Origin of the sequence: Pseudomonas sp. CBS, assembly GCF_024734645.1 — a bacterium.
GTDB lineage: Bacteria > Pseudomonadota > Gammaproteobacteria > Pseudomonadales > Pseudomonadaceae > Aquipseudomonas.
Window position 1 is genome coordinate 6,959,085 of record NZ_CP102929.1, and the last position, 18,751, is coordinate 6,977,835.

At 60.9% G+C, this 18,751-nt stretch carries 17 protein-coding genes and 1 tRNA gene; 14 read left to right on the forward strand and 4 right to left on the reverse strand.

Annotated elements, in window-relative coordinates:
• Window positions 1–2 precede the first annotated feature (2 nt).
• From NVB75_RS31835 to NVB75_RS31865, 7 genes are all read left to right on the forward strand, one after another.
• The gene (locus NVB75_RS31835) at window positions 3–2,102 is read left to right on the forward strand and encodes an acetate--CoA ligase family protein (protein ID WP_258344908.1); all 2,100 of its coding nucleotides are present in this window, start codon (window positions 3–5) and stop codon (window positions 2,100–2,102) included.
• Between the two features lie 11 nt (window positions 2,103–2,113).
• A complete protein-coding gene (locus NVB75_RS31840) occupies window positions 2,114–3,724 on the forward strand; it encodes a 5-guanidino-2-oxopentanoate decarboxylase (RefSeq protein ID WP_258344909.1) in 1,611 nt (536 codons plus the stop codon).
• Window positions 3,725–3,736: 12 nt separating this feature from the next.
• A complete protein-coding gene (locus tag NVB75_RS31845) occupies window positions 3,737–5,323 on the forward strand; it encodes an ABC transporter substrate-binding protein (protein ID WP_258344911.1) in 1,587 nt (528 codons plus the stop codon).
• A gap of 165 nt (window positions 5,324–5,488) precedes the next feature.
• Entirely contained in the window at window positions 5,489–6,448 is a 960-nt protein-coding gene (locus NVB75_RS31850; protein ID WP_017475430.1) for an ABC transporter permease, read from the forward strand.
• 3 nt (window positions 6,449–6,451) lie between these two features.
• Window positions 6,452–7,279 carry an ABC transporter permease gene (locus NVB75_RS31855; RefSeq protein ID WP_003208948.1) on the forward strand — a complete coding sequence of 276 codons (828 nt, stop codon included), beginning with the start codon at window positions 6,452–6,454 and terminating at the stop codon, window positions 7,277–7,279.
• A 2-nt stretch (window positions 7,280–7,281) separates the two neighbouring features.
• Window positions 7,282–8,901, forward strand: coding sequence for an ABC transporter ATP-binding protein (locus tag NVB75_RS31860; protein ID WP_258344916.1), 1,620 nt, complete (start codon window positions 7,282–7,284; stop codon window positions 8,899–8,901).
• Window positions 8,902–8,910: 9 nt separating this feature from the next.
• Window positions 8,911–9,609 carry an NAD(P)H-dependent oxidoreductase gene (locus tag NVB75_RS31865; protein WP_258344918.1) on the forward strand — a complete coding sequence of 233 codons (699 nt, stop codon included), beginning with the start codon at window positions 8,911–8,913 and terminating at the stop codon, window positions 9,607–9,609.
• Window positions 9,610–9,733: 124 nt separating this feature from the next.
• On the opposite strand, the gene NVB75_RS31870 is transcribed toward NVB75_RS31865, so the two are convergent.
• On the reverse strand, window positions 9,734–10,810 hold the full coding sequence (locus NVB75_RS31870) for a 3-deoxy-7-phosphoheptulonate synthase (RefSeq protein WP_258344920.1): 1,077 nt from the start codon (window positions 10,808–10,810) through the stop codon (window positions 9,734–9,736).
• Between the two features lie 339 nt (window positions 10,811–11,149).
• On the reverse strand, window positions 11,150–11,284 hold the full coding sequence (locus NVB75_RS31875) for a hypothetical protein (RefSeq protein ID WP_256344006.1): 135 nt from the start codon (window positions 11,282–11,284) through the stop codon (window positions 11,150–11,152).
• Between the two features lie 145 nt (window positions 11,285–11,429).
• On the opposite strand from NVB75_RS31875, the gene NVB75_RS31880 reads away from it, so the two are divergent.
• Both NVB75_RS31880 and NVB75_RS31885 read left to right on the forward strand, forming a co-directional pair.
• The gene (locus NVB75_RS31880; protein ID WP_258344923.1) at window positions 11,430–12,182 is read left to right on the forward strand and encodes a carbon-nitrogen hydrolase family protein; all 753 of its coding nucleotides are present in this window, start codon (window positions 11,430–11,432) and stop codon (window positions 12,180–12,182) included.
• A 13-nt stretch (window positions 12,183–12,195) separates the two neighbouring features.
• Window positions 12,196–12,630 (forward strand): GNAT family N-acetyltransferase, encoded by a 435-nt coding sequence (locus NVB75_RS31885; RefSeq protein WP_258344924.1) that lies wholly within the window; start codon window positions 12,196–12,198, stop codon window positions 12,628–12,630.
• A gap of 64 nt (window positions 12,631–12,694) precedes the next feature.
• Here the strand turns inward: NVB75_RS31885 and NVB75_RS31890 are convergent, their stop codons facing one another.
• The gene (locus NVB75_RS31890) at window positions 12,695–12,934 is read right to left on the reverse strand and encodes a DNA-binding protein (RefSeq protein ID WP_003208935.1); all 240 of its coding nucleotides are present in this window, start codon (window positions 12,932–12,934) and stop codon (window positions 12,695–12,697) included.
• 81 nt (window positions 12,935–13,015) lie between these two features.
• Between NVB75_RS31890 and NVB75_RS31895 the strand changes: the two genes are divergently transcribed.
• The 5 genes from NVB75_RS31895 to NVB75_RS31915 all read left to right on the forward strand — a co-directional run bounded on the left by NVB75_RS31895 (window position 13,016) and on the right by NVB75_RS31915 (window position 16,746).
• A complete protein-coding gene (locus NVB75_RS31895) occupies window positions 13,016–13,381 on the forward strand; it encodes a helix-turn-helix domain-containing protein (RefSeq protein WP_258344926.1) in 366 nt (121 codons plus the stop codon).
• A gap of 151 nt (window positions 13,382–13,532) precedes the next feature.
• The gene (gene uvrY / locus NVB75_RS31900) at window positions 13,533–14,174 is read left to right on the forward strand and encodes a UvrY/SirA/GacA family response regulator transcription factor (protein ID WP_008436066.1); all 642 of its coding nucleotides are present in this window, start codon (window positions 13,533–13,535) and stop codon (window positions 14,172–14,174) included.
• Window position 14,175: 1 nt separating this feature from the next.
• Window positions 14,176–16,014: an excinuclease ABC subunit UvrC gene (uvrC, locus tag NVB75_RS31905; RefSeq protein ID WP_375378898.1), complete on the forward strand. Its 1,839-nt coding sequence runs from the start codon at window positions 14,176–14,178 to the stop codon at window positions 16,012–16,014.
• A gap of 32 nt (window positions 16,015–16,046) precedes the next feature.
• A complete protein-coding gene (gene pgsA / locus NVB75_RS31910; RefSeq protein WP_003208929.1) occupies window positions 16,047–16,607 on the forward strand; it encodes a CDP-diacylglycerol--glycerol-3-phosphate 3-phosphatidyltransferase in 561 nt (186 codons plus the stop codon).
• A gap of 63 nt (window positions 16,608–16,670) precedes the next feature.
• Window positions 16,671–16,746, forward strand: a tRNA-Gly gene (locus tag NVB75_RS31915).
• Window positions 16,747–16,869: 123 nt separating this feature from the next.
• Here the strand turns inward: NVB75_RS31915 and NVB75_RS31920 are convergent.
• Window positions 16,870–18,666, reverse strand: coding sequence for an EAL domain-containing protein (locus NVB75_RS31920; RefSeq protein ID WP_258344927.1), 1,797 nt, complete (start codon window positions 18,664–18,666; stop codon window positions 16,870–16,872).
• Window positions 18,667–18,751 lie beyond the last annotated feature (85 nt).

Below are 18,751 nucleotides of genomic sequence, written 5' to 3' on the forward strand. Positions count from 1 at the left end.
TTATGTCCCAGGCTATTCGCGACAATCTCAAGCGCCTGCTGGCGCCCCGTCACCTGGCATTCGTCGGCGGGCGCAGCATGGCCCGCGCCCTCAAGCGCTGTGCCGAAGGTGGTTTTGCCGGCCAGATGTGGCTGGTCAATCCGCAGCATGACAGCCTCGATGGCATTCCCTGCGTACGCCGCGTGGCTGATTTGCCGTGCGGCCCGGACGCGGTGTTTATTGCCACCAACCGCGAGCTGACCCTGACCTGCGTTGCCGAACTGGCGGCCATCGGCACCGGTGGCGCCATCTGCTACGCCTCCGGGTTTGCCGAAACCGGCGCCGAGGGCCAGGCCTTGCAGCAACAACTGCTCGAGGCGGCGGGCGAGATGGCGCTGCTCGGCCCCAATTGCTATGGCCTGCTGGATTACTTGCACAGCTCGGCGCTCTGGCCGGTAGCCCATGGCGGCAAGCCGGTAGAGAAGGGCGTTGCGGTGCTGACCCAGAGCGGCAACTTCGCTTACAACCTGTCCATGAGCGACCGTTCGCTGCCGGTGGCCTATATGGCGTCGGTGGGCAACCAGGCGCAATTGGGGGTTGCCGAGTTGATGGATGTGTTGCTCGACGAGCCGCGCGTCACGGCCATCGGCCTGCACCTGGAAGGCTTGAAGAATGTGCCGGGGTTCGCCCGTGCGGCCCATAAGGCGCTGGAAAAAGGCATTCCGATCATCGCCCTGAAAACCGGCGTGTCGCAGATCGGTGCCGAGTTGGCCTTGAGTCATACCAGTTCGTTGTCGGGTTCAGACGCGTTGTACGACAGCCTGTTTGCGCGCCTGGGCGTGATCCGGGTCAGCGGCCCGGTGAGTTTTGTCGAGACCCTGAAAGCTGCGGCCTGCGGTAACTTGCCGGCGGGCAACAGCCTGATTGCCCTGGCCTGTTCCGGTGGCGATGCCGGGTTGATTGCCGACTACGCCGAGCGCAACGATTTAAGCCTGCCCAAACTCGATGAAGGCCAGCGTTCGGAACTGGCGCAGGTACTGCCGAGCTACGCCAACCTGGTCAACCCGCTGGATTTCACCACGGCCATCTGGGGCAACAGCGAAGCCCTCAATACCATGCTCGATACCGCACTGCGCACCGACGCGGATGCGGCGATGCTGGTGCTCGACTACCCGGCGGAATTTACCGGTGAGCGCAAGGAATGCGACCTGCTGCTGGCGCTGTTTTGCAGTGCGCTGACTCGCCACGGCAAGACCGGCTTTGTCACCTCGGCCTTCCCCGAATTGTTGCCGGCTCACGCTCGCGAGCGCCTGCATGCGCAAGGTGTTGCGGCGTTGCAGGGCGTAGAAGATGCGCTGGCGGCCTGGGGTCGGATTGCCGACTACCAAAACAATCGGCGGGCGCTGCTGGCGCGGGGTGAGTCGGTATTGGTGCCGCTGTGCCCGCAAGCGCTGGAAGCACTCGGACAGTCGCTTAACGAGTGGGACTCCAAGCAGGCGTTGCGGGCTTTCGGTCTGTCCACGCCGGCCGGTGTCTTGAGCACGCCAGCGCGGGCCATCGCCGATGCCAAAGTGCTGGGCTACCCGCTGGTGCTCAAGGCCGTCAGTGCCGATCTACCGCACAAAACCGAAGCCGGCGCCGTGGCGCTCAACCTGCGGGACGGCTTCGCCTTGACTGCGGCCCTGGCCCATATGCGTGAGCGGATTGCTGCCTATGCGCCGGGTGTACCGTTCGATCACCTGCTGTTGGAGTCCATGGCCACGCCGCCGTTGGCCGAGCTGATTGTGGGCATCAAGCGCGAAAATGACTTCGGCCTGGCACTGGTGATCGGTGCCGGTGGAATCCTCGTGGAGTTGCTCAAGGACAGTCGCAGCCTGCTGCTGCCGACCACCGACGATGCGATCCGCAATGCCTTGCTCAGCCTGCGCAGCGCGGCATTGCTGCAAGGCTTTCGCGGGCGGGAAGTGGCCGACATGGAGGCGCTGGTGGCGGCGATTCGTGCGGTGGCCGACTACGCCTGCGCCAACGCCGGGCAGTTGCTGGAACTCGATGTAAACCCATTGCTGGTCAATGCCCAGGGCGCCACGGCGGTCGATGCATTGATCCGTCTCGCCCAGGTGTGAAGGAGATGACGATGCAAAGCAAAACCTTGACGGGCGGCCAGGCCCTGGTGCGATTGCTGGCCAACTATGGCGTCGACACGGTGTTCGGGATTCCCGGCGTGCACACGCTGGAGCTGTATCGCGGTTTGCCCGGCAGTGGCATTCGGCATGTGTTGACCCGCCACGAGCAGGGCGCCGGCTTTATGGCCGACGGTTATGCGCGGGTCAGCGGCAAGCCAGGCGTGTGTTTCATCATCACCGGGCCGGGGGTGACCAACGCCGCCACGGCAATCGGCCAGGCATACGCTGACTCGATTCCGCTGCTGGTGATTTCCAGCGTCAACCACACCGCCAGCCTCGGTAAGGGCTGGGGCTGCCTGCATGAAACCCAGGACCAGCGCGCGATGACCGCGCCCATCACCGCGTTTTCAGCGGTGGCGTTGAGTGCCGAGGATTTGCCGGAATTGATCGCGCGGGCCTATGCGGTGTTCGACAGTGAGCGACCACGGCCGGTGCATATTTCGGTGCCGCTGGATGTGCTGTCGGCGCCGATCAAGCGCGACTGGAGCCATGAGGTGGTGCGCCGTCCCGGGCGAGGTCTGCCATCGGCTGAAAGCCTCGATCAGGCCGTGGCGAAACTGGCGGCGGCCAAGCGGCCAATGATCATTGCCGGTGGCGGCGCACTGTTGGCGGCCGAGGCCTTGCAGCGCTTGAGCACACAACTGGCGGCGCCGTTTTTCAGCAGTGTTGCCGGCAAGGGTTTATTGCCGGTGGAGCATCCGTTGAACGCCGGTTCGACCTTGTGCATCGAGCCCGGCTGGCAGCTTATCGCCGAGGCGGATGTGGTGTTGGCCATCGGCACCGAAATGGCCGATACGGATTTTTGGCGTGAACGCCTGCCGATTAACGGCGAGCTGCTGCGCGTGGATATCGACCCGCGCAAGTTCAACGATTTCTATCCTTGCGCCGTCGCGTTGCACGGTGATGCCCAGCAAACGACGCTGGCTTTGCTGGAACGCTTGCCAGCCACGCCGCGCAGCGCGGATGCCGCCACCGCTGCAGTCGCGACGTTACGCCGGGCAGTCAGCAGCGGCCACGGTCCGTTGCAACGGATTCACCAGGCGATTCTCGACCGCGTCGCCGCCGAGTTGCCCGCCAATGCCTTCATCAGCAGTGACATGACCCAACTGGCCTACACCGGCAACTACGCCTTCCCCAGCAATGCCACCCGCAGTTGGCTGCATCCCACCGGCTACGGCACCTTGGGCTATGGCCTGCCGGCCGGTATCGGCGCCAAGTTCGGTGCGCCTGAACGGCCTGGCCTGGTGCTGGTGGGCGACGGTGGCTTTCTCTACACCGCCCAGGAACTGGCCACGGCGGTGGAAGAGCTGGACAGCCCGCTGGTGGTGTTGCTGTGGAACAACGACGCCCTCGGGCAAATTCGCGACGACATGCTGAACCTGGACATCGAACCCATCGGCGTACTGCCGCGCAACCCGGACTTCGCCGCCCTGGCGCGGGCGTTCGGCTGCACGGTCAGCGAGCCACAGAACCTGGATGAGCTGCAGACGGATTTGCGTAACGGTTTCAAGCGCAACGGCGTGACCCTGATCGAGTTGAAGCATGCCTGTGTGAACCTTTAGAGGAGCAACACCATGAGCGAAAACAACAACAAAATGACTCAAGCGATGCACCGACGAGACTTCCTCAAACACAGCGCTGTAGCCGGTGCCGTGGCCGCCGCGTTTTCCATGGGCCTGCCGCTGCCGGCCTTCGCCGAAGAGGCCACGCCCAAGCCGGGCGGCGTGCTGCGCATGGGGCTGGCTGGCGGCAGCACCACCGACTCCCGCGATCCGGGTTCCTGGGTCGACACCTTTACCTTCGTCGGCTTTTCGGCGGTGTACAACACCCTCACGGAAATCGCGGTGGACGGCAGCGCCATTCCCGAACTGGCCGAAAGCTTTGAGTCGACGCCCGACGCGCGCATCTGGACCTTCAAACTGCGCCAGGGCGTGACCTTCCATAACGGCAAAAGCCTGACCGCCGACGATGTGGTGGCCTCGATCAACCATCACCTGGCAGCCAACTCCACCTCGGCGGCCAAGACGGTAATCGGTGATGTGGCCAGCGTCAGCGCCAAGGGTAATGACGCGGTAGTGTTCGAACTGCACTCGGGCAATGCCGATTTCGCCTATGTGGTCGCCGATTACCATCTGGTGATCATGCCCGCCAAGGACGGTGCCGCCGACTGGCAGGCCGGGATCGGCACCAGCGGCTATCGCCTGAAAAGTTTCGAGCCCGGCGTGCGCATGGACCTGGAGCGCAACCCGGATTACTGGAAGCCAGGCCGGGCGCACTTCGCCAGCGCCGAGCTGTTGGCGATTGCCGACGGCGCAGCGCGGGTCAATGCGCTGGTCACCGGGCAGGTGGATGTGATCAACAAGGTCGACCTGAAAACCGTGGCCCTGCTCAAGCGCAATCCCACGCTGGTCATCGAAGAAACCAAGGGCGCCCAGCACTACACCTTCCCGATGTTATGCGACAGCAACGAGTTCAAGAACAACGATATTCGCATGGCGATGAAGCATGCAATCAACCGCGAAACCCTGCTGGCCTCGGTGCTGCATGGCTATGGCCTGGTGGGCAACGACCATCCGATCCAGCCCGGCAGCCGCTTTATCAACGCGGCGCTGGAGCAGCGTACCTACGACCCGGACAAGTCGCGCTTCTACCTGCGCAAGGCCGGTGTCGAGTCGCTCAAGGTGCGCCTGCAAGCTTCCGATGCCGCCTACACCGGCGCGGTGGATGCTTCGGTGCTGTTCAAGGAGCAGGCACGCCAGGCCGGGATTGATATCGACGTGGTGCGCGAGCCGGCGGATGGGTATTTCTCCAATATCTGGATGAAGCAGCCGTTCACCACCTCGTTCTGGTACAGCAGCCTGACTGCCGACCGCATGTTCAGCATCGGCTACGCCAAGGGTGCGGCGTGGAACGAAACCCATTGGGATAACGACCGCTTCAACCAGTTGCTCAATGCAGCGCGGGGGGAGATGAACGCGCCGCTGCGCCAGGAAATGTACAACGAAATGCAGAGCCTGTGCCGGGACGATGGCGGGGCGATTGTGCCGTTGTTCGCCAGCTCCGTGGCGGCCCGTTCGAACCGCATCAGCCATGGACCGCTGACGGCGCCGTATGGGGAACTGGATGGGTTGCGGCTGATCGAGCGGTGGTGGCAGGCGTGAAGATTTCAGAAACGCCACCAATCAAATGTGGGAGCGGGCTTGCTCGCGAATGCGGTGGATCAGTCTCTATCTGTATTGGCTGATACACCGCTTTCGCGAGCAAGCCCGCTCCCACATCGGTCCTGTGTCGCCTTCGAGCACATGCCCAACTCATGAGAACCGAACATGAATAGCCTATTCAAACTGGTACTCCAACGCCTGGCCCTCGGCCTGCTGTCGTTGTTCGCCGTCTCGGTGATCATCTTCCTGGCCGTGGGCATGCTCCCCGGCGATATCGCCCAGGCCATGCTCGGCCAGTCCGCCACGCCGGAAACCATCGCCGCGTTTCGCGCCCAACTGGGCCTCGACCTGCCGCCCCTGAGCCGGTTCGTGCAATGGCTGCTGCGCCTGCTGCACGGCGACCTCGGCGCGTCCCTGGCCAACCAGCGGCCCATCGCCGAACTGATCGGCGCTCGCCTGGGCAACACCTTGCGCCTGGCGGCATTGGCCGCGCTGGTTTCGGTGCCCCTGGCGCTGGTGCTGGGCATGCTCGCCGCGCTGTACCGCAACAGCTGGTTCGACCGCCTGCTCAACACCTCGGCCCTGAGCGCGGTGTCATTCCCCGAGTTCTTCGTCGCCTACCTGCTGATTCTGGTGTTTTCGGTCAAGCTCGGCTGGTTTCCCAGCCTGTCCAACCTGGCGCCGGACGCGTCGTTCGGCACCATTCTCGAACGCTCGGTGCTGCCGGTGGCCACCCTGAGCCTGGTGGTGATTGCGCAGATGATGCGCATGACCCGCGCCTCGCTGATCAACCTGCTGGCCAGCCCGTATATCGAAATGGCCCGGCTCAAGGGCATCAGCCAGTCGCGGATTATCTGGCGCCATGCGCTGCCCAATGCCTTGGCGCCGATCGTCAACGTGATCGCGCTCAACCTCGCGTACCTGGTGGTGGGTGTGGTGGTGGTCGAGGTGGTGTTTGTCTACCCGGGTCTCGGCCAGTTGCTGGTGGACTCGGTGTCCAAGCGCGATATCCCGGTGGTGCAGGCGTGCAGCCTGATCTTTGCCGCCACCTACATCCTGCTCAACACCGGCGCCGATGTGCTGTCCATCGCCACTAACCCACGCCTGATGCATCCCAAGGGGTAGACCATGAGCCTTCTCACACAACTGGCCAGGGCGCCATTGAGCGCGAAGTTCGGCCTGCTGGTTATCGTGCTGTACGTGCTGGTGGCGTTATTTGCGCCGGTGCTCGCACCTTACGGGGAAACCCAGGTGGTGGGTGACGGGTTTGCGCCCTGGAGCGGCCAGTTCCTGCTGGGCACCGATAACCTTGGGCGGGACATGTTCAGCCGCCTGGTATATGGCGCGCGCAACACCCTGGGCATCGCTTTTTTGACGACGGTGCTGGCGTTTTTACTGGGTGGCTTGAGCGGCTTGATTGCGGCGATCAAGGGCGGCTGGGTCGATCAGGGGTTGTCGCGGGTGGTGGACATCCTGATGGCGATCCCGCAACTGATCTTCGCTTTGCTGATCCTCAGCGTGGTGGGCACCAATGCCACCTCGCTGGTGCTGGTGATTGCATTGCTGGACTCGACCCGGGTGTTTCGCCTGTCCCGGGCCGTGGCGATGACCGTGGTGGTGCAGGATTTTGTTGAAGCCGCGCGCTTGCGCGGGGAAGGGCTGTGGTGGCTGGTCACCCGCGAAGTGCTGCCCAATGCCGCGGCGCCATTGATTGCCGAGTTCGGCCTGCGGTTCTGTTTCGTGTTCCTGTTTATCAGCGCGCTGTCGTTCCTTGGCCTGGGCATTCAACCGCCCACCGCCGATTGGGGCAGCATGGTCCGCGACAATGCGGTGCTGATCACCTTCGGCGACATCAGCCCGTTGCTGCCGGCCCTGGCGGTGGCGTTGATCACCGTCAGCGTGAATTTTGTCGTCGACTGGATGCTGCATAAATCCAGCGGCCTGAAGGAGTGTTGAGGATGGACAAGCCATTGCTGGAAATCCGCAACCTGCAGATTGAAGGGCATTACGACGACGCCTGGCATCCGTTGATCAAGGGTATCGACCTGACGTTGCAACGGGGCGAGGTACTGGGGCTGATTGGTGAGTCTGGCGCGGGTAAATCAACCCTGGGCCTGGCGGCCATGGGCTTTGCCCGCGACGGTTGCCGCATCACCGGTGGCTCGGTGTGCTTTGACGGTACTCAGCTGTTGCAGGCCAAACCCGAAGCCTTGCGCAAGCTTCGAGGACTGCGGATCGCCTACGTAGCGCAATCCGCTGCCGCGTCGTTCAACCCGGCCCATCGGCTGATTGACCAGCATGTGGAAACCGCCGTGATCAACGGTGGCATCAGCCGCGCCCAGGCTGAACGCGAGGCGGTGGAGTTGTACCGCGTGCTGCGCCTGCCCAATCCGGAAACCATCGGCCAGCGTTATCCGCACCAGGTCTCCGGCGGGCAACTGCAACGGGTGATGACCGCCATGGCGATGGCCTGTCACCCGGACCTGATCATCTTCGACGAACCCACCACCGCCCTCGACGTCACCACCCAGATCGAAGTGTTGGCGGCGATTCGCGATGCGGTGAAAACCTTCGGCAGCGCCGCGCTCTATATCAGCCACGACCTGGCGGTGGTCGCACAGATGGCCGACCGCATCATGGTGCTGCGCCACGGCAAGCTGGTGGAGGAGGCCGAGACCCGCACCATGCTCAGCGCCCCGCAGCAGGACTACACCAAATCCCTGTGGGCGGTGCGCAGTTTTCGCACCGAGCCCAAGGCTTGCCCGCAGCAGCAGGTGCCGCTGCTGGAAGTGCGCCAGGTGTGTGCCAGCTACGGGCATCAGCCGGTGCTGCATGACGTGTCGATGAGCTTGCATCGCGGCCAGACGTTGGCGGTGATCGGTGAGTCCGGCAGCGGCAAAAGCTCCACCGCACGCTTGATTACCGGGTTGCTGCCGGCTACGGCGGGGCAGGTGCTGTATGACGGTGAAGCGTTGCCGGCGGACTTTCGTCGGCGCAGCAAGGAGCAGTTGCGACGGATCCAGATGATCTACCAGATCCCCGATACCGCGCTGAACCCGCGCCAGCGCATCGTCGACATCATCGGCCGGCCACTGACCTTCTACCTCGGCCTCAAGGGCAAGGCTATGCGCGCCCGAGTCGCTGAGTTGCTGGAGATGATCGAGCTGGACCCGGCCACCTTCATGGAGCGTCAGCCCCGAGAACTGTCCGGTGGCCAGAAGCAGCGGATTTGCATCGCTCGCGCGCTGGCGGCCGACCCACAACTGATCATTTGTGACGAAGTGACCTCGGCCCTGGACCAGTTAGTGGCCGAGGGTGTGCTGAAACTGCTCAACCGCATCCAGCAGCAGTTGGGCGTGGCCTACCTGTTTATCACCCATGACGTGGCCACGGTGCGCGCCATTGCCGACGAAGTGGTGGTGATGCAGCGGGGCAGGGTGGTGGACCAGGGCAGCCGCAGCGCAATCTTCACCCCGCCGTATCAGGACTACACCGGCCTGCTGTTTTCATCGGAGCCGGAAATGGACCCCGACTGGCTCGACCATTTGCTGGCCGAACGGGCCGCGCTTACTTCTTGAGGAGTTTTTATGAAGGTGTTGATTGTCCATGCCCATCCCGAGCCGCAGTCGTTTACCGCGGCCTTGCGTGACCAGGCCATCGCCACCCTGCAAGCGCAGGGGCACGAGGTGCAGGTCAGTGATTTGTACGCGATGCACTGGAATCCCGTAGCCAGCGCCTCGGACTTCACCTCGCGGGAGAACCCCGACTACCTGGTGTATGCCCTGGAGCAGCGCCTGGGGGTAAAAAGCCAATCCATCGCGGCGGATATCCGGCAGGAGTTGGACAAGCTGCTGTGGGCCGATCTGCTGATCCTCAACTTCCCGATCTTCTGGTTCTCGGCGCCCGCGATGCTTAAGGGCTGGATTGACCGGGTGCTGGTGTCGGGGGTGTGTTACGGCGGCAAGCGGTTTTACGATCAGGGCGGGCTCGCGGGCAAGAAAGCGCTGGTCACGGTGACCCTCGGCGGACGCGAGCATATGTTTGGCGAGGGGGCGATTCATGGGCCGTTGGAGGACATGCTGCGGCCGATTCTGCGTGGCACGCTGGCGTATGTCGGATTTGAAGTGCTCGAGCCGTTTGTGGCGTGGCATGTGCCGTATATCAGCGCCGAGGCTCGGCAGGATTTTCTGCACCGCTACCAGCAGCGATTGGAAGGGCTGGCGGATGACCAGCCGTTGGTATTTCCAAAGCTCGAGCAGTTTGATGAGGCGCTGTACCCACGTTAGTCAAGTAAGTGAAGATCCAGTGTGGGAGCGGGCTTGCTCGCGAAAGCGGTGTGCCAGTTGATGCATATGCTGGCTGAACCACCGCATTCGCGAGCAAGCCCGCTCCCACATTTGATCGTCATTATCAGGCGGGATTGTGTGCCCGCAGCCGCTCGGCAGCGCTGCGCAGCAACTGCTCCGTGCCATCCCAGCCCAGGCAGCCGTCGGTGATCGACACGCCGTATTTCATCGACGGGCTCAACGGCTGGCAGCCTTCGAACAGATGGCTCTCGATCATCATGCCGATCAGCGACGTGTCGCCCTGCAAGCGCTGCTCCAGCACGTCGTTGAACACTGCCGGTTGGCGCAGCGGGTCTTTGCCGCTATTGGCGTGGCTGCAGTCGACCATGATCCGCGGCGCGACTTTGCTCTTGGCCAGGTCGGCGTGTACCTGGGCCACGCTCTGACGATCGTAGTTCGGCCCACGGTGGCCGCCGCGCAATACCAGATGGGTATCGGGGTTGCCCGGGGTCTGGATGATCGCCGGATGGCCCTGGCTGTCGACGCCGAAGTGGCGGTGCGGGTGCGCGGCGGAGCGCATGGCGTCACAGGCGATGGCGACGCCGCCGTCGGTGCCGTTCTTGAAGCCCACGGGCATGCCGAGGCCGCTGGCCATTTCGCGGTGGATCTGCGATTCGGTGGTGCGCGCGCCAATGGCGACCCAGCTCAGCAGGTCATCGAAGTAGCCGGCAGCCATCGGTTGCAGTAGCTCGGTGGCCACCGGCAGGCCCAGGCGCAGCATTTCACGCATCAGTTCCCGGGACAGGGTCAGGCCTGCGGCCATGTCGTCGCTGCCATCCAGGCGTGGGTCGTAGGCCAGGCCTTTCCAACCGATGGTGGTGCGGGGTTTTTCGACGTAGGCACGGATCACCAGCAGCATCTGGTCACTGACTTCATGGGCCAGTTTTTTCAGGTTGCGTGCGTATTCCATGGCCGATTCCGGGTCGTGGATCGAGCACGGGCCGACGATCACCAGCAGGCGTGAGTCTTCGCCCTGGAGAATGGCGCGCACGGCTTGGCGATGGGCGTGGATCTGTTCGTTGAGGAATGGGCTCAGCGGCAGTTGGTGCTTGAGCTCAAGGGCACTGGGCAAACGCTGGGTCAGCGCTTCATTGGCGCAGGACAGGGTTGAAACAGGCAGAGCGGCGATCGAGGCGTTCATATTCGGGCTTCCTGGGCAAGCGGCGGGCTGTTCCCGCACGCTCTGCCCTACTGGGGTGTTCGACAATTGGCCGTATTGGCTACGTGTGTTGGCTTGCCACCAATAGGTGACCGATCGGAGGCGGCAGGCTGTCCCGAACGGAGCTTGCTAAATCGCCAGGCGGTGGAGGTGTCGTAGCGGTAATAGGTGGCGTAGTTCATGTCGTGAGTCCTTTAAGTGTTCGATGTGTGGCAAAAATAATGAAGGGCTGAAAAAACAAAACCCCCGGTCGGGGAGCCGACCGGGGGTTAGATTTCTCTGGTAGGCGACCCCTTGAGTAGTGGGCGCCGATTTCAGGTATCAGGCGCGCCAGTGGCTAAACCAATACCCAAAATAAAAGCTGACCAGTGCGCTCAAACCGCTCACACGGGCAGCCACGACCGAGCGCTGGACGCTGGCAGCAGGGCAAACCTGAATGTGGGTGAGTTGCAACATGGTGTGTCTCCAAATGATGGGGGGAGCTTAACTGAGGCGAGCGGGTGGATTCAATCAGTAATTTCTATTGAGTGTGGGTACTTACGGCTATGACCCAAGTGTCGATATGCTGCACGGACTTCACGATGATTGCCTGGATGCGACCATGACGGCCTTGACGATTGCTGCTGCCCAATCCATTTCCATTGCGGGCGACGTGCCCGGAAATATCGCGCGTCACTTGGCATTCATGCGCACGGCGGCAGAGCATGGTGTGCAATTGCTGGTGTTTCCGGAACTGTCCCTGACCGGCTATGAACCGTCACTGGCTGCCGGGCTGGCGATCGCGCCCGGGGATGATGTAGTGGCGCCGCTGCGGGAGATGGCCCGTGAATTGCGCATTACTGCGGTGGTGGGCATGCCGATTCGCTTGGGGGCCGCCGGTGAGGTGTTGATCGGCGCGCTGGTGCTGGGGCCGGATGGTTCGGTGTCGGTCTATACCAAGCAGCATCTGCATCCCGGTGAAGAAGCGGCCTTTGCTGCGGGGCAGGGCGGGGCCGCCCTTGAATGGGGTAACGACCGGATTGCCCTGGCGGTATGTGCAGACTTCTCCCACCCCAGCCACCCACGGCAGGCAGCCGAAGCCGGGGCGAACATCTACGCAGCGGGTGTGTTGATCAGCGAAGGCGGCTACGCTCCCGATACAACGTTGCTCCAAGGCTACGCCGCCGAACATCAAATGCTGGTGCTGATGGCCAATCACGGTGGCCCGACCGGTGGCTGGACGTGCGCCGGACGCAGTGCCATCTGGGGCGCTGACGGCACTTTGATCGCAGCCGCCCCAGGTGTGGGCGATTTGTTGGTGATTGCACGTCGCAGCAGCGCTGGCCACTGGCACGGGGAACAGGTGGCGATTTAGGAGGCGCAGGCACATGGCGTTTCAACTACAGGCTGCAACCAGTCAGCACCTGGCCTTCGCCCGAACCCTGACCCATCAGGCCATGGGCAACTATTATCGCCAATACGACTTGTCCTGGTCTGATGCGGGTTTCGATACCGCCTGGGCAGGTCGGGAAAATTGGTTGATCTGTCGCGATTCCCAGGTGCTGGGTTTCATCAGCCTTAGTCGTGACCCAAAGGCGTTGTATATCCGCGAATTGCACATCCTTGAGGCGTTTCGTCATCAAGGGGCTGGCGGCTGGGTTATCGAGCAGATGGTGTACAAGGCGCGCGCGGAAGGGCTGGGTCTTTTACGGTTGACCGTTTTCAAGACCAACCCGGCGCGAAGGCTCTATCAACGCAAGGGCCTGGAAATCGTAGATGCGGAGGATTGCTTCTGGCGCATGGAGCGCAATTGCCGGCCGTGATCAGGTGTGAGTACTGCCAATTTTGGGAAAACAGGCACTTGGTTTTAATAAGCGCATACTGGCTTCAAGAAATGACTTCCTGATCTTGCCTTACGGTTTCGTCCTCAACCGGGATGATCCCGTCCTTCATGCCCAATAGGACCGCGACCTTGTGGGCTTCTCCCCGTCGTCCCTTTTTGCGCCCAGCGAGCACTTGATAAGTGGTTGCCGGGTCCACGCCATGTTCCCGGGCGAACGCTTGAACAGACTTACCTTGATGTTCCAGCCAAGCCTTGGCTTGTGCAGCAGTGCGAATACCGGGCATAGTTCAAAACCGTTCAAGTTTGTGTAAAACGAGATGAGTGTGTCACCTCTTGGGGTGTGCCAAATAGGATCATACATCCAAATGAGTGGAATCGGTTTCCGGTTAAGGCAAGAAAGAGAGCGACTTGGCCTGTCGCAGAAAACTTTTGGTGAAATAGGAGGTGTAGAAGCTAACGCACAGGGGAAATACGAAAATGGCGGCCGCGCGCCCAAGGCCGATTACTTGTCCCGCGTGGCAGAAAGAGGTGTCGATATCCTGTACGTGTTGACCGGCACGCCGACGCCGACCCAACTGGAAAACCTGAGCCAAATCGAAGAAAAAGTGCTGGGCAACTACCGTGCGATGTTCAAGGAAGACCAGGATGCAATCCATCGCCTGACTTCTACCCTGGCCGAGCATTCACTCTCCACCAATGGAAAAAACCGGTCATCGGCCCCGGATTCCTGACCTTTTACCCAGGAAATTGAGCCGCCCGCCACTCGGCGGCGGCCCGTTGTGCATTGAAACTCTATATATATGACGCTTGCGGCTAGGTCTGCGCCGTGGTTTTTTGCTAAGGTGTTCAGCAACCTATAAGACCATATCGCGAGGTGTCTGCTTGATTAGGGTGCTAGTAGTCGATGACCATGATCTCGTTCGTACAGGCATTACACGAATGCTGGCTGACATCGATGGCCTGCAAGTAGTCGGCCAGGCCGAGTCAGGGGAGGAATCCCTGATCAAGGCCCGGGAGTTGAAGCCCGATGTGGTTTTGATGGACGTCAAGATGCCCGGGATCGGCGGTCTTGGCGCCACTACGAAGTTGTTGCGCAGCCATCCGGATATCAAAGTCGTGGTAGTGACCGTGTGTGAGGAAGATCCTTTTCCTACACGGTTGCTACAAGCGGGCGCGGCTGGCTATCTGACAAAAGGCGCGGGATTGGCCGAGATGGTCCAGGCTATCCGCCTGGTATTTGCCGGCCAACGCTACATCAGCCCGCAGATTGCCCAGCAATTGGCGATCAAGTCGTTCCAGCCCACCAGCGATTCGCCGTTCGATGCATTGTCGGAGCGGGAAATCCAGATCGCCTTGATGATTGTCGGCTGTCAGAAAGTCCAGTCGATCTCCGACAAGCTCTGCCTGTCGCCGAAAACCGTGAACACCTACCGTTATCGGATTTTCGAAAAGCTTTCCATCAGCAGTGATGTTGAATTGACCCTGCTGGCGGTACGCCACGGCATGGTAGATGCCAGCGCCTGAAATGACAGCTCCTGAAATAAAGGTCCAATTCGATCCGAGTGCGTTCCTTGCAACCTGCAGTGGCCGTCCCGGCGTGTATCGCATGTTCGACAGCGAAGCGCGCCTGCTCTACGTCGGTAAAGCCAAGAACCTGAAGAGCCGCCTGGCGAGTTACTTCCGCAAGACCGGCCTGGCAACGAAGACGGCGGCACTGGTGGCGCGTATCGCCCAGGTGGAAACCACCATCACCGCCAATGAAACCGAGGCGCTGCTGCTTGAGCAGACGCTGATCAAGGAATGGCGGCCGCCCTACAACATCCTGCTGCGTGACGATAAGTCCTACCCGTACGTATTTCTCTCGGACGGCGACTTCCCGCGGCTGAGCATCCATCGCGGTGCCAAGAAGCAGAAGGGCAAGTACTTCGGGCCTTACCCCAGCGCCGGCGCCATTCGCGAAAGCCTGAGCCTGCTGCAAAAGGCGTTTTTCGTTCGCCAGTGCGAAGACAGTTTCTACAAAAACCGCAACCGCCCATGCCTGCAGTACCAGATCAAGCGCTGCAAGGCGCCATGTGTCGGTCTGGTTGAGCCTGCGGAATACGCTGAGGACGTGCGTCACTCGGTGATGTTCCTCGAAGGCCGCAGCAATGCCCTGGCCGATGAGCTGTCCGGCGCCATGGAGCAAGCGGCGAGTACCCTGGATTTCGAGCGTGCCGCCGAACTGCGCGACCAGATCTCCCTGCTGCGCCGCGTGCAGGACCAGCAGAGCATGGAAGGCGGCACCGGCGACGTCGACGTCATCGCCGCCTTCGTCAACCCGGGCGGCGCCTGTGTGCACCTGATCAGCGTGCGCGGCGGCCGGGTGCTGGGCAGCAAGAACTTCTTCCCCCAGACCGGTATAGAAGAGGAGGTCGCCGAAGTCATGGCGGCGTTCCTTGGCCAGTACTACGTCAGCAGCCCCGAGCGCGACCTGCCGAGCGAGCTGATCGTCAACGTGGTGCACGAGGACTTCCCGGCGCTGATCGAGGCGATTCATGAATTGCGCGGTCGCGAGCTGGACATCAGTCACCGCGTACGCGGCACCCGTGCCCGCTGGCAGCAACTGGCCGTGACCAACGCCGAACAGGCCTTGGGTGCACGCTTGGCCAACCGGCAGCACGTCGCCGCGCGGTTTGACGCCTTGGCCGAAGTCCTCAATCTTGACGAGCCGCCCCAGCGCCTCGAGTGCTACGACATCAGCCATTCCAGCGGCGAAGCCACGGTGGCTTCCTGCGTGGTGTTCGGGCCAGAAGGACCGATCAAGTCCGACTACCGGCGCTACAACATCGAAGGCGTCACCCCGGGCGATGACTACGCCGCCATGCACCAGGCCCTGACCCGCCGCTTCAGCAAACTGAAGGAAGGCGAGGGCAAGCTGCCGGACATCCTCTTGGTGGACGGTGGCAAGGGCCAGCTGTCCATGGCCCGCGACGTGCTCAACGAACTGGCAGTGCCCGACCTGATCCTACTCGGCGTGGCCAAGGGGGCCACCCGCAAGGCCGGCTTTGAAACCTTGTACTTGAATGATGCCGCCCATGAGTTCACTTTGAAGGGCGACTCCCCGGCGCTGCATCTTATCCAGCAGATCCGCGACGAAGCCCACCGTTTCGCCATCACCGGCCACCGTGCCCGACGTGGCAAGACCCGGCGTACCTCAACCCTGGAAGGGGTGGCGGGGGTAGGGCCGACACGGCGGCGGGACTTGTTGAAACATTTTGGTGGCTTGCAGGAGCTGTCCCGTGCCAGCATCGAAGAAATAGCCAAAGCTCCCGGTATCAGTAAAAAGCTCGCAGAGTTGATTTATGCAAATCTGCACAGCGAGTAGAATGCCTTCTCACCTCGTAGCCAGTTGTGCCGATGAATATCCCTAATCTGATCACCGTACTACGCGTCCTGCTCATTCCGATTTTCATTTTGCTGTTTTACCTGCCGTACGAATGGAGTTACATGGCATCCAGTTCGGTCTTCGCCTTCGCGGCTGCCACCGACTGGCTGGACGGCTACCTGGCCCGCCGCCTGGAGCAGAGCACGCCGTTTGGCGCGTTCCTGGACCCGGTGGCTGACAAACTGATGGTAGCCGTCGCCCTGGTGCTGCTGGTGCAGGAACACGGCAACCTCTGGCTGACCTTGCCGGCGGCTGTGATCATCGGTCGCGAGATCGTCGTCTCGGCCCTGCGGGAATGGATGGCCGAAATCGGCGCCCGTGCCCATGTGGCCGTGTCCAACATGGGCAAATGGAAAACCGCGGCGCAGATGCTTGCCCTGGTGATCCTGCTGGCCAACCCGTCGGATTTCTCCTTCTGGGTATTGCTGGGCTACGCCTTGCTGCTGATCGCCGCGGGCCTGACCTTGTGGTCCATGCTGCAATATTTGCGCGCCGCCTGGCCGCATCTGCGCACCGAGGTTGAAAAGAAATAAAACTTTTTTGAATCAAGGGGTTGACGGGTGATGAGGATTCTATAGAATGCGCATCACCAAGACGCGGGAATAGCTCAGTTGGTAGAGCACGACCTTGCCAAGGTCGGGGTCGCGAGTTCGAGTCTCGTTTCCCGCTCCAAACACAAAGAAAAAGCCACTCAATAGAGTGGCTTTTTTTTGCCTGTAATTTAAGGAATAGACGCTTCGGCGTCTTTTTTCGTTTCTGCGAAAAACTACTGAAATCCAGGGCGATCCAGTACGTTTAAGTAGGGTTTTGGGTACCTTCTAATGAAGGGGCGCCAGAGCACACTCCTATCCAGGCTTCCAGATCCGCTGCGCTCATAGGTTTTGCTATCAGGTAGCCCTGCGCCTCGGAACACCCCCACTGTATTAAAAGATCCAGGATCTCTTCATTTTCTACGCCTTCGGCAACGACGCGGTAGCCGAGCCCCTTCGCCAGACCTATCAGGGTTTTAACCAGTTGCTTGTCATTTTGATTGGTGCCCAGTCCGCTGATCAGTGATTGATCAAGCTTGACGGTAGTGGCGGGCAGTTCCTTCAAATACGCCCAGTTACTGTAGCCCGTGCCGAAATCATCAACGGCAACCTCTACGCCAAACTTACGAACCCGTTCCAGCTGCCGAATGACTTCTTCAGGATTGGTCATCAGCATGCTTTCGGTAAACTCAAGTTCAAAGCTGGCCGGGTCCAGGCCGTGGGTTTGAATTTCATGAACCATCGCGTCTACGAACTCGGAACTTTCCAGATCGCTGACAGTGATATTCATCGCTATCCGCAGGCGCACACCTTGCGCTTTCCAGACAAGCGTTTGCCGGATGATTGCGTTGAGCACCCATAGTCCAACGGAGGGTATCAGGGCGGTTTTTTCAGCCAAGGGGATGAATTCAGCAGGGCTGATGGGGCCAAGCAACGGATGGGTCCATCGTAGCAATGCCTCTACCGAGTCACACTTTCCCGAGGGCAGTTTGATCTTGGGCTGATACACCAGGCTGAACTGTTGGTCGGAGCTGACCGCTTCCGGCAACGAACTCAACAACATGAACGCGCGTTGTTGAGCCGCATCAAACTGAGGTTCATAAAGAGACCATCCCAGCTTGCGGTCACGTGCCTCATCTGCCGCACTCACCAGCAGGCGCAGCCAGTCTTGCTGCCCTGCGCCTTGAATAGGCAGGACGCCAATTCCCACTTGCATGAGTATGGGGATGCCGTGGCATTCCACCGGTTTTTTGAAGTCCGTCAGAATACTTGCGCAGATGTGCTCGGTGGTTTGTTCCTCCTCAAGGAGGAAGCCAAACCGGGTCGGGCTTATTTTGTAAAGCAGGCACCGCGCGGGTAAGAGTGTTTGCAGGCGAGATTTGATCGCCAGGACCAGGTCTCCCGCAAAGCTATACCCCAGGGCCTTTACGATGTCGTTGAGGAACTTTGGCGAGATAATGTCAACGGCATACACCTGGCACCGGGTTTTAAGCTTCACCGCTTGACGGATATCTTCCTCAAGCCTGAGTCGATTAAATAGCCCCGTGGGTTGGTCTATAAAGTTTCGAGACCGCATGCCCTGTATGCGCATCATCACCAGCTCCGCAAAGCCGTTGAGCATGGCACTGTCACGCTCGTTCATGGGAGGGCGGGAGACGGTGTCAATGATGCAGAGACTTCCCAGTGTGAAACCATCCTCCGTGGTCAACGGCGCGCCCGCGTAATAACGAATATGCGGCGGCCCTGTTACCAGGGGGTTGTGTTTAAAACGGGCATCCAGCGTGGCGTCCAGCACCTCCAACAGGGAATTGTCCAGCGTGGAGTAGGCGCAAAAAGAGACTTCTCGCGGTGTCTGCGTTTCTGTAAGCCCCACGCGTGCCTTGAACCATTGCCGGTGTTTATCGACAATTGAAATCAGTGCGATCGGGGCGTTGAAGTAGGCAGACGCCATCTCGACGATTTTTTCAAAGACATCATCGTGGTCGCTGTCGGGTGGACAAAATTTCGCGACCTCTTTTAGCCGTTCAACTTCATTCGGCGGAATAGGAGCGCCTTCGCCCATGACAATCCTCGGAGTGGCTGTGTTCGTACAATAACGTATCAGACAGTGCCATCATTATGATGTTGTTTTTTCTATTCAACAAATA

Bases quoted from the DNA above. Each gene is read 5' to 3' on its own strand.
- pgsA (WP_003208929.1), top strand. From the start codon at position 16,047: ATGAATATCCCTAATCTGATCACCGTACTACGCGTCCTGCTCATTCCG.
- NVB75_RS31850 (WP_017475430.1), top strand. From the start codon at position 5,489: ATGAATAGCCTATTCAAACTGGTACTCCAACGCCTGGCCCTCGGCCTG.
- NVB75_RS31835 (WP_258344908.1), top strand. From the start codon at position 3: ATGTCCCAGGCTATTCGCGACAATCTCAAGCGCCTGCTGGCGCCCCGT.
- NVB75_RS31890 (WP_003208935.1), bottom strand. From the start codon at position 12,934: ATGCCCGGTATTCGCACTGCTGCACAAGCCAAGGCTTGGCTGGAACAT.
- NVB75_RS31840 (WP_258344909.1), top strand. From the start codon at position 2,114: ATGCAAAGCAAAACCTTGACGGGCGGCCAGGCCCTGGTGCGATTGCTG.
- NVB75_RS31865 (WP_258344918.1), top strand. From the start codon at position 8,911: ATGAAGGTGTTGATTGTCCATGCCCATCCCGAGCCGCAGTCGTTTACC.
- NVB75_RS31845 (WP_258344911.1), top strand. From the start codon at position 3,737: ATGAGCGAAAACAACAACAAAATGACTCAAGCGATGCACCGACGAGAC.
- NVB75_RS31920 (WP_258344927.1), bottom strand. From the start codon at position 18,666: ATGGGCGAAGGCGCTCCTATTCCGCCGAATGAAGTTGAACGGCTAAAA.
- NVB75_RS31885 (WP_258344924.1), top strand. From the start codon at position 12,196: ATGGCGTTTCAACTACAGGCTGCAACCAGTCAGCACCTGGCCTTCGCC.
- uvrC (WP_375378898.1), top strand. From the start codon at position 14,176: ATGACAGCTCCTGAAATAAAGGTCCAATTCGATCCGAGTGCGTTCCTT.
- NVB75_RS31855 (WP_003208948.1), top strand. From the start codon at position 6,452: ATGAGCCTTCTCACACAACTGGCCAGGGCGCCATTGAGCGCGAAGTTC.
- NVB75_RS31875 (WP_256344006.1), bottom strand. From the start codon at position 11,284: ATGTTGCAACTCACCCACATTCAGGTTTGCCCTGCTGCCAGCGTCCAG.
- NVB75_RS31870 (WP_258344920.1), bottom strand. From the start codon at position 10,810: ATGAACGCCTCGATCGCCGCTCTGCCTGTTTCAACCCTGTCCTGCGCC.
- NVB75_RS31880 (WP_258344923.1), top strand. From the start codon at position 11,430: ATGACGGCCTTGACGATTGCTGCTGCCCAATCCATTTCCATTGCGGGC.
- NVB75_RS31860 (WP_258344916.1), top strand. From the start codon at position 7,282: ATGGACAAGCCATTGCTGGAAATCCGCAACCTGCAGATTGAAGGGCAT.
- NVB75_RS31895 (WP_258344926.1), top strand. From the start codon at position 13,016: ATGAGTGGAATCGGTTTCCGGTTAAGGCAAGAAAGAGAGCGACTTGGC.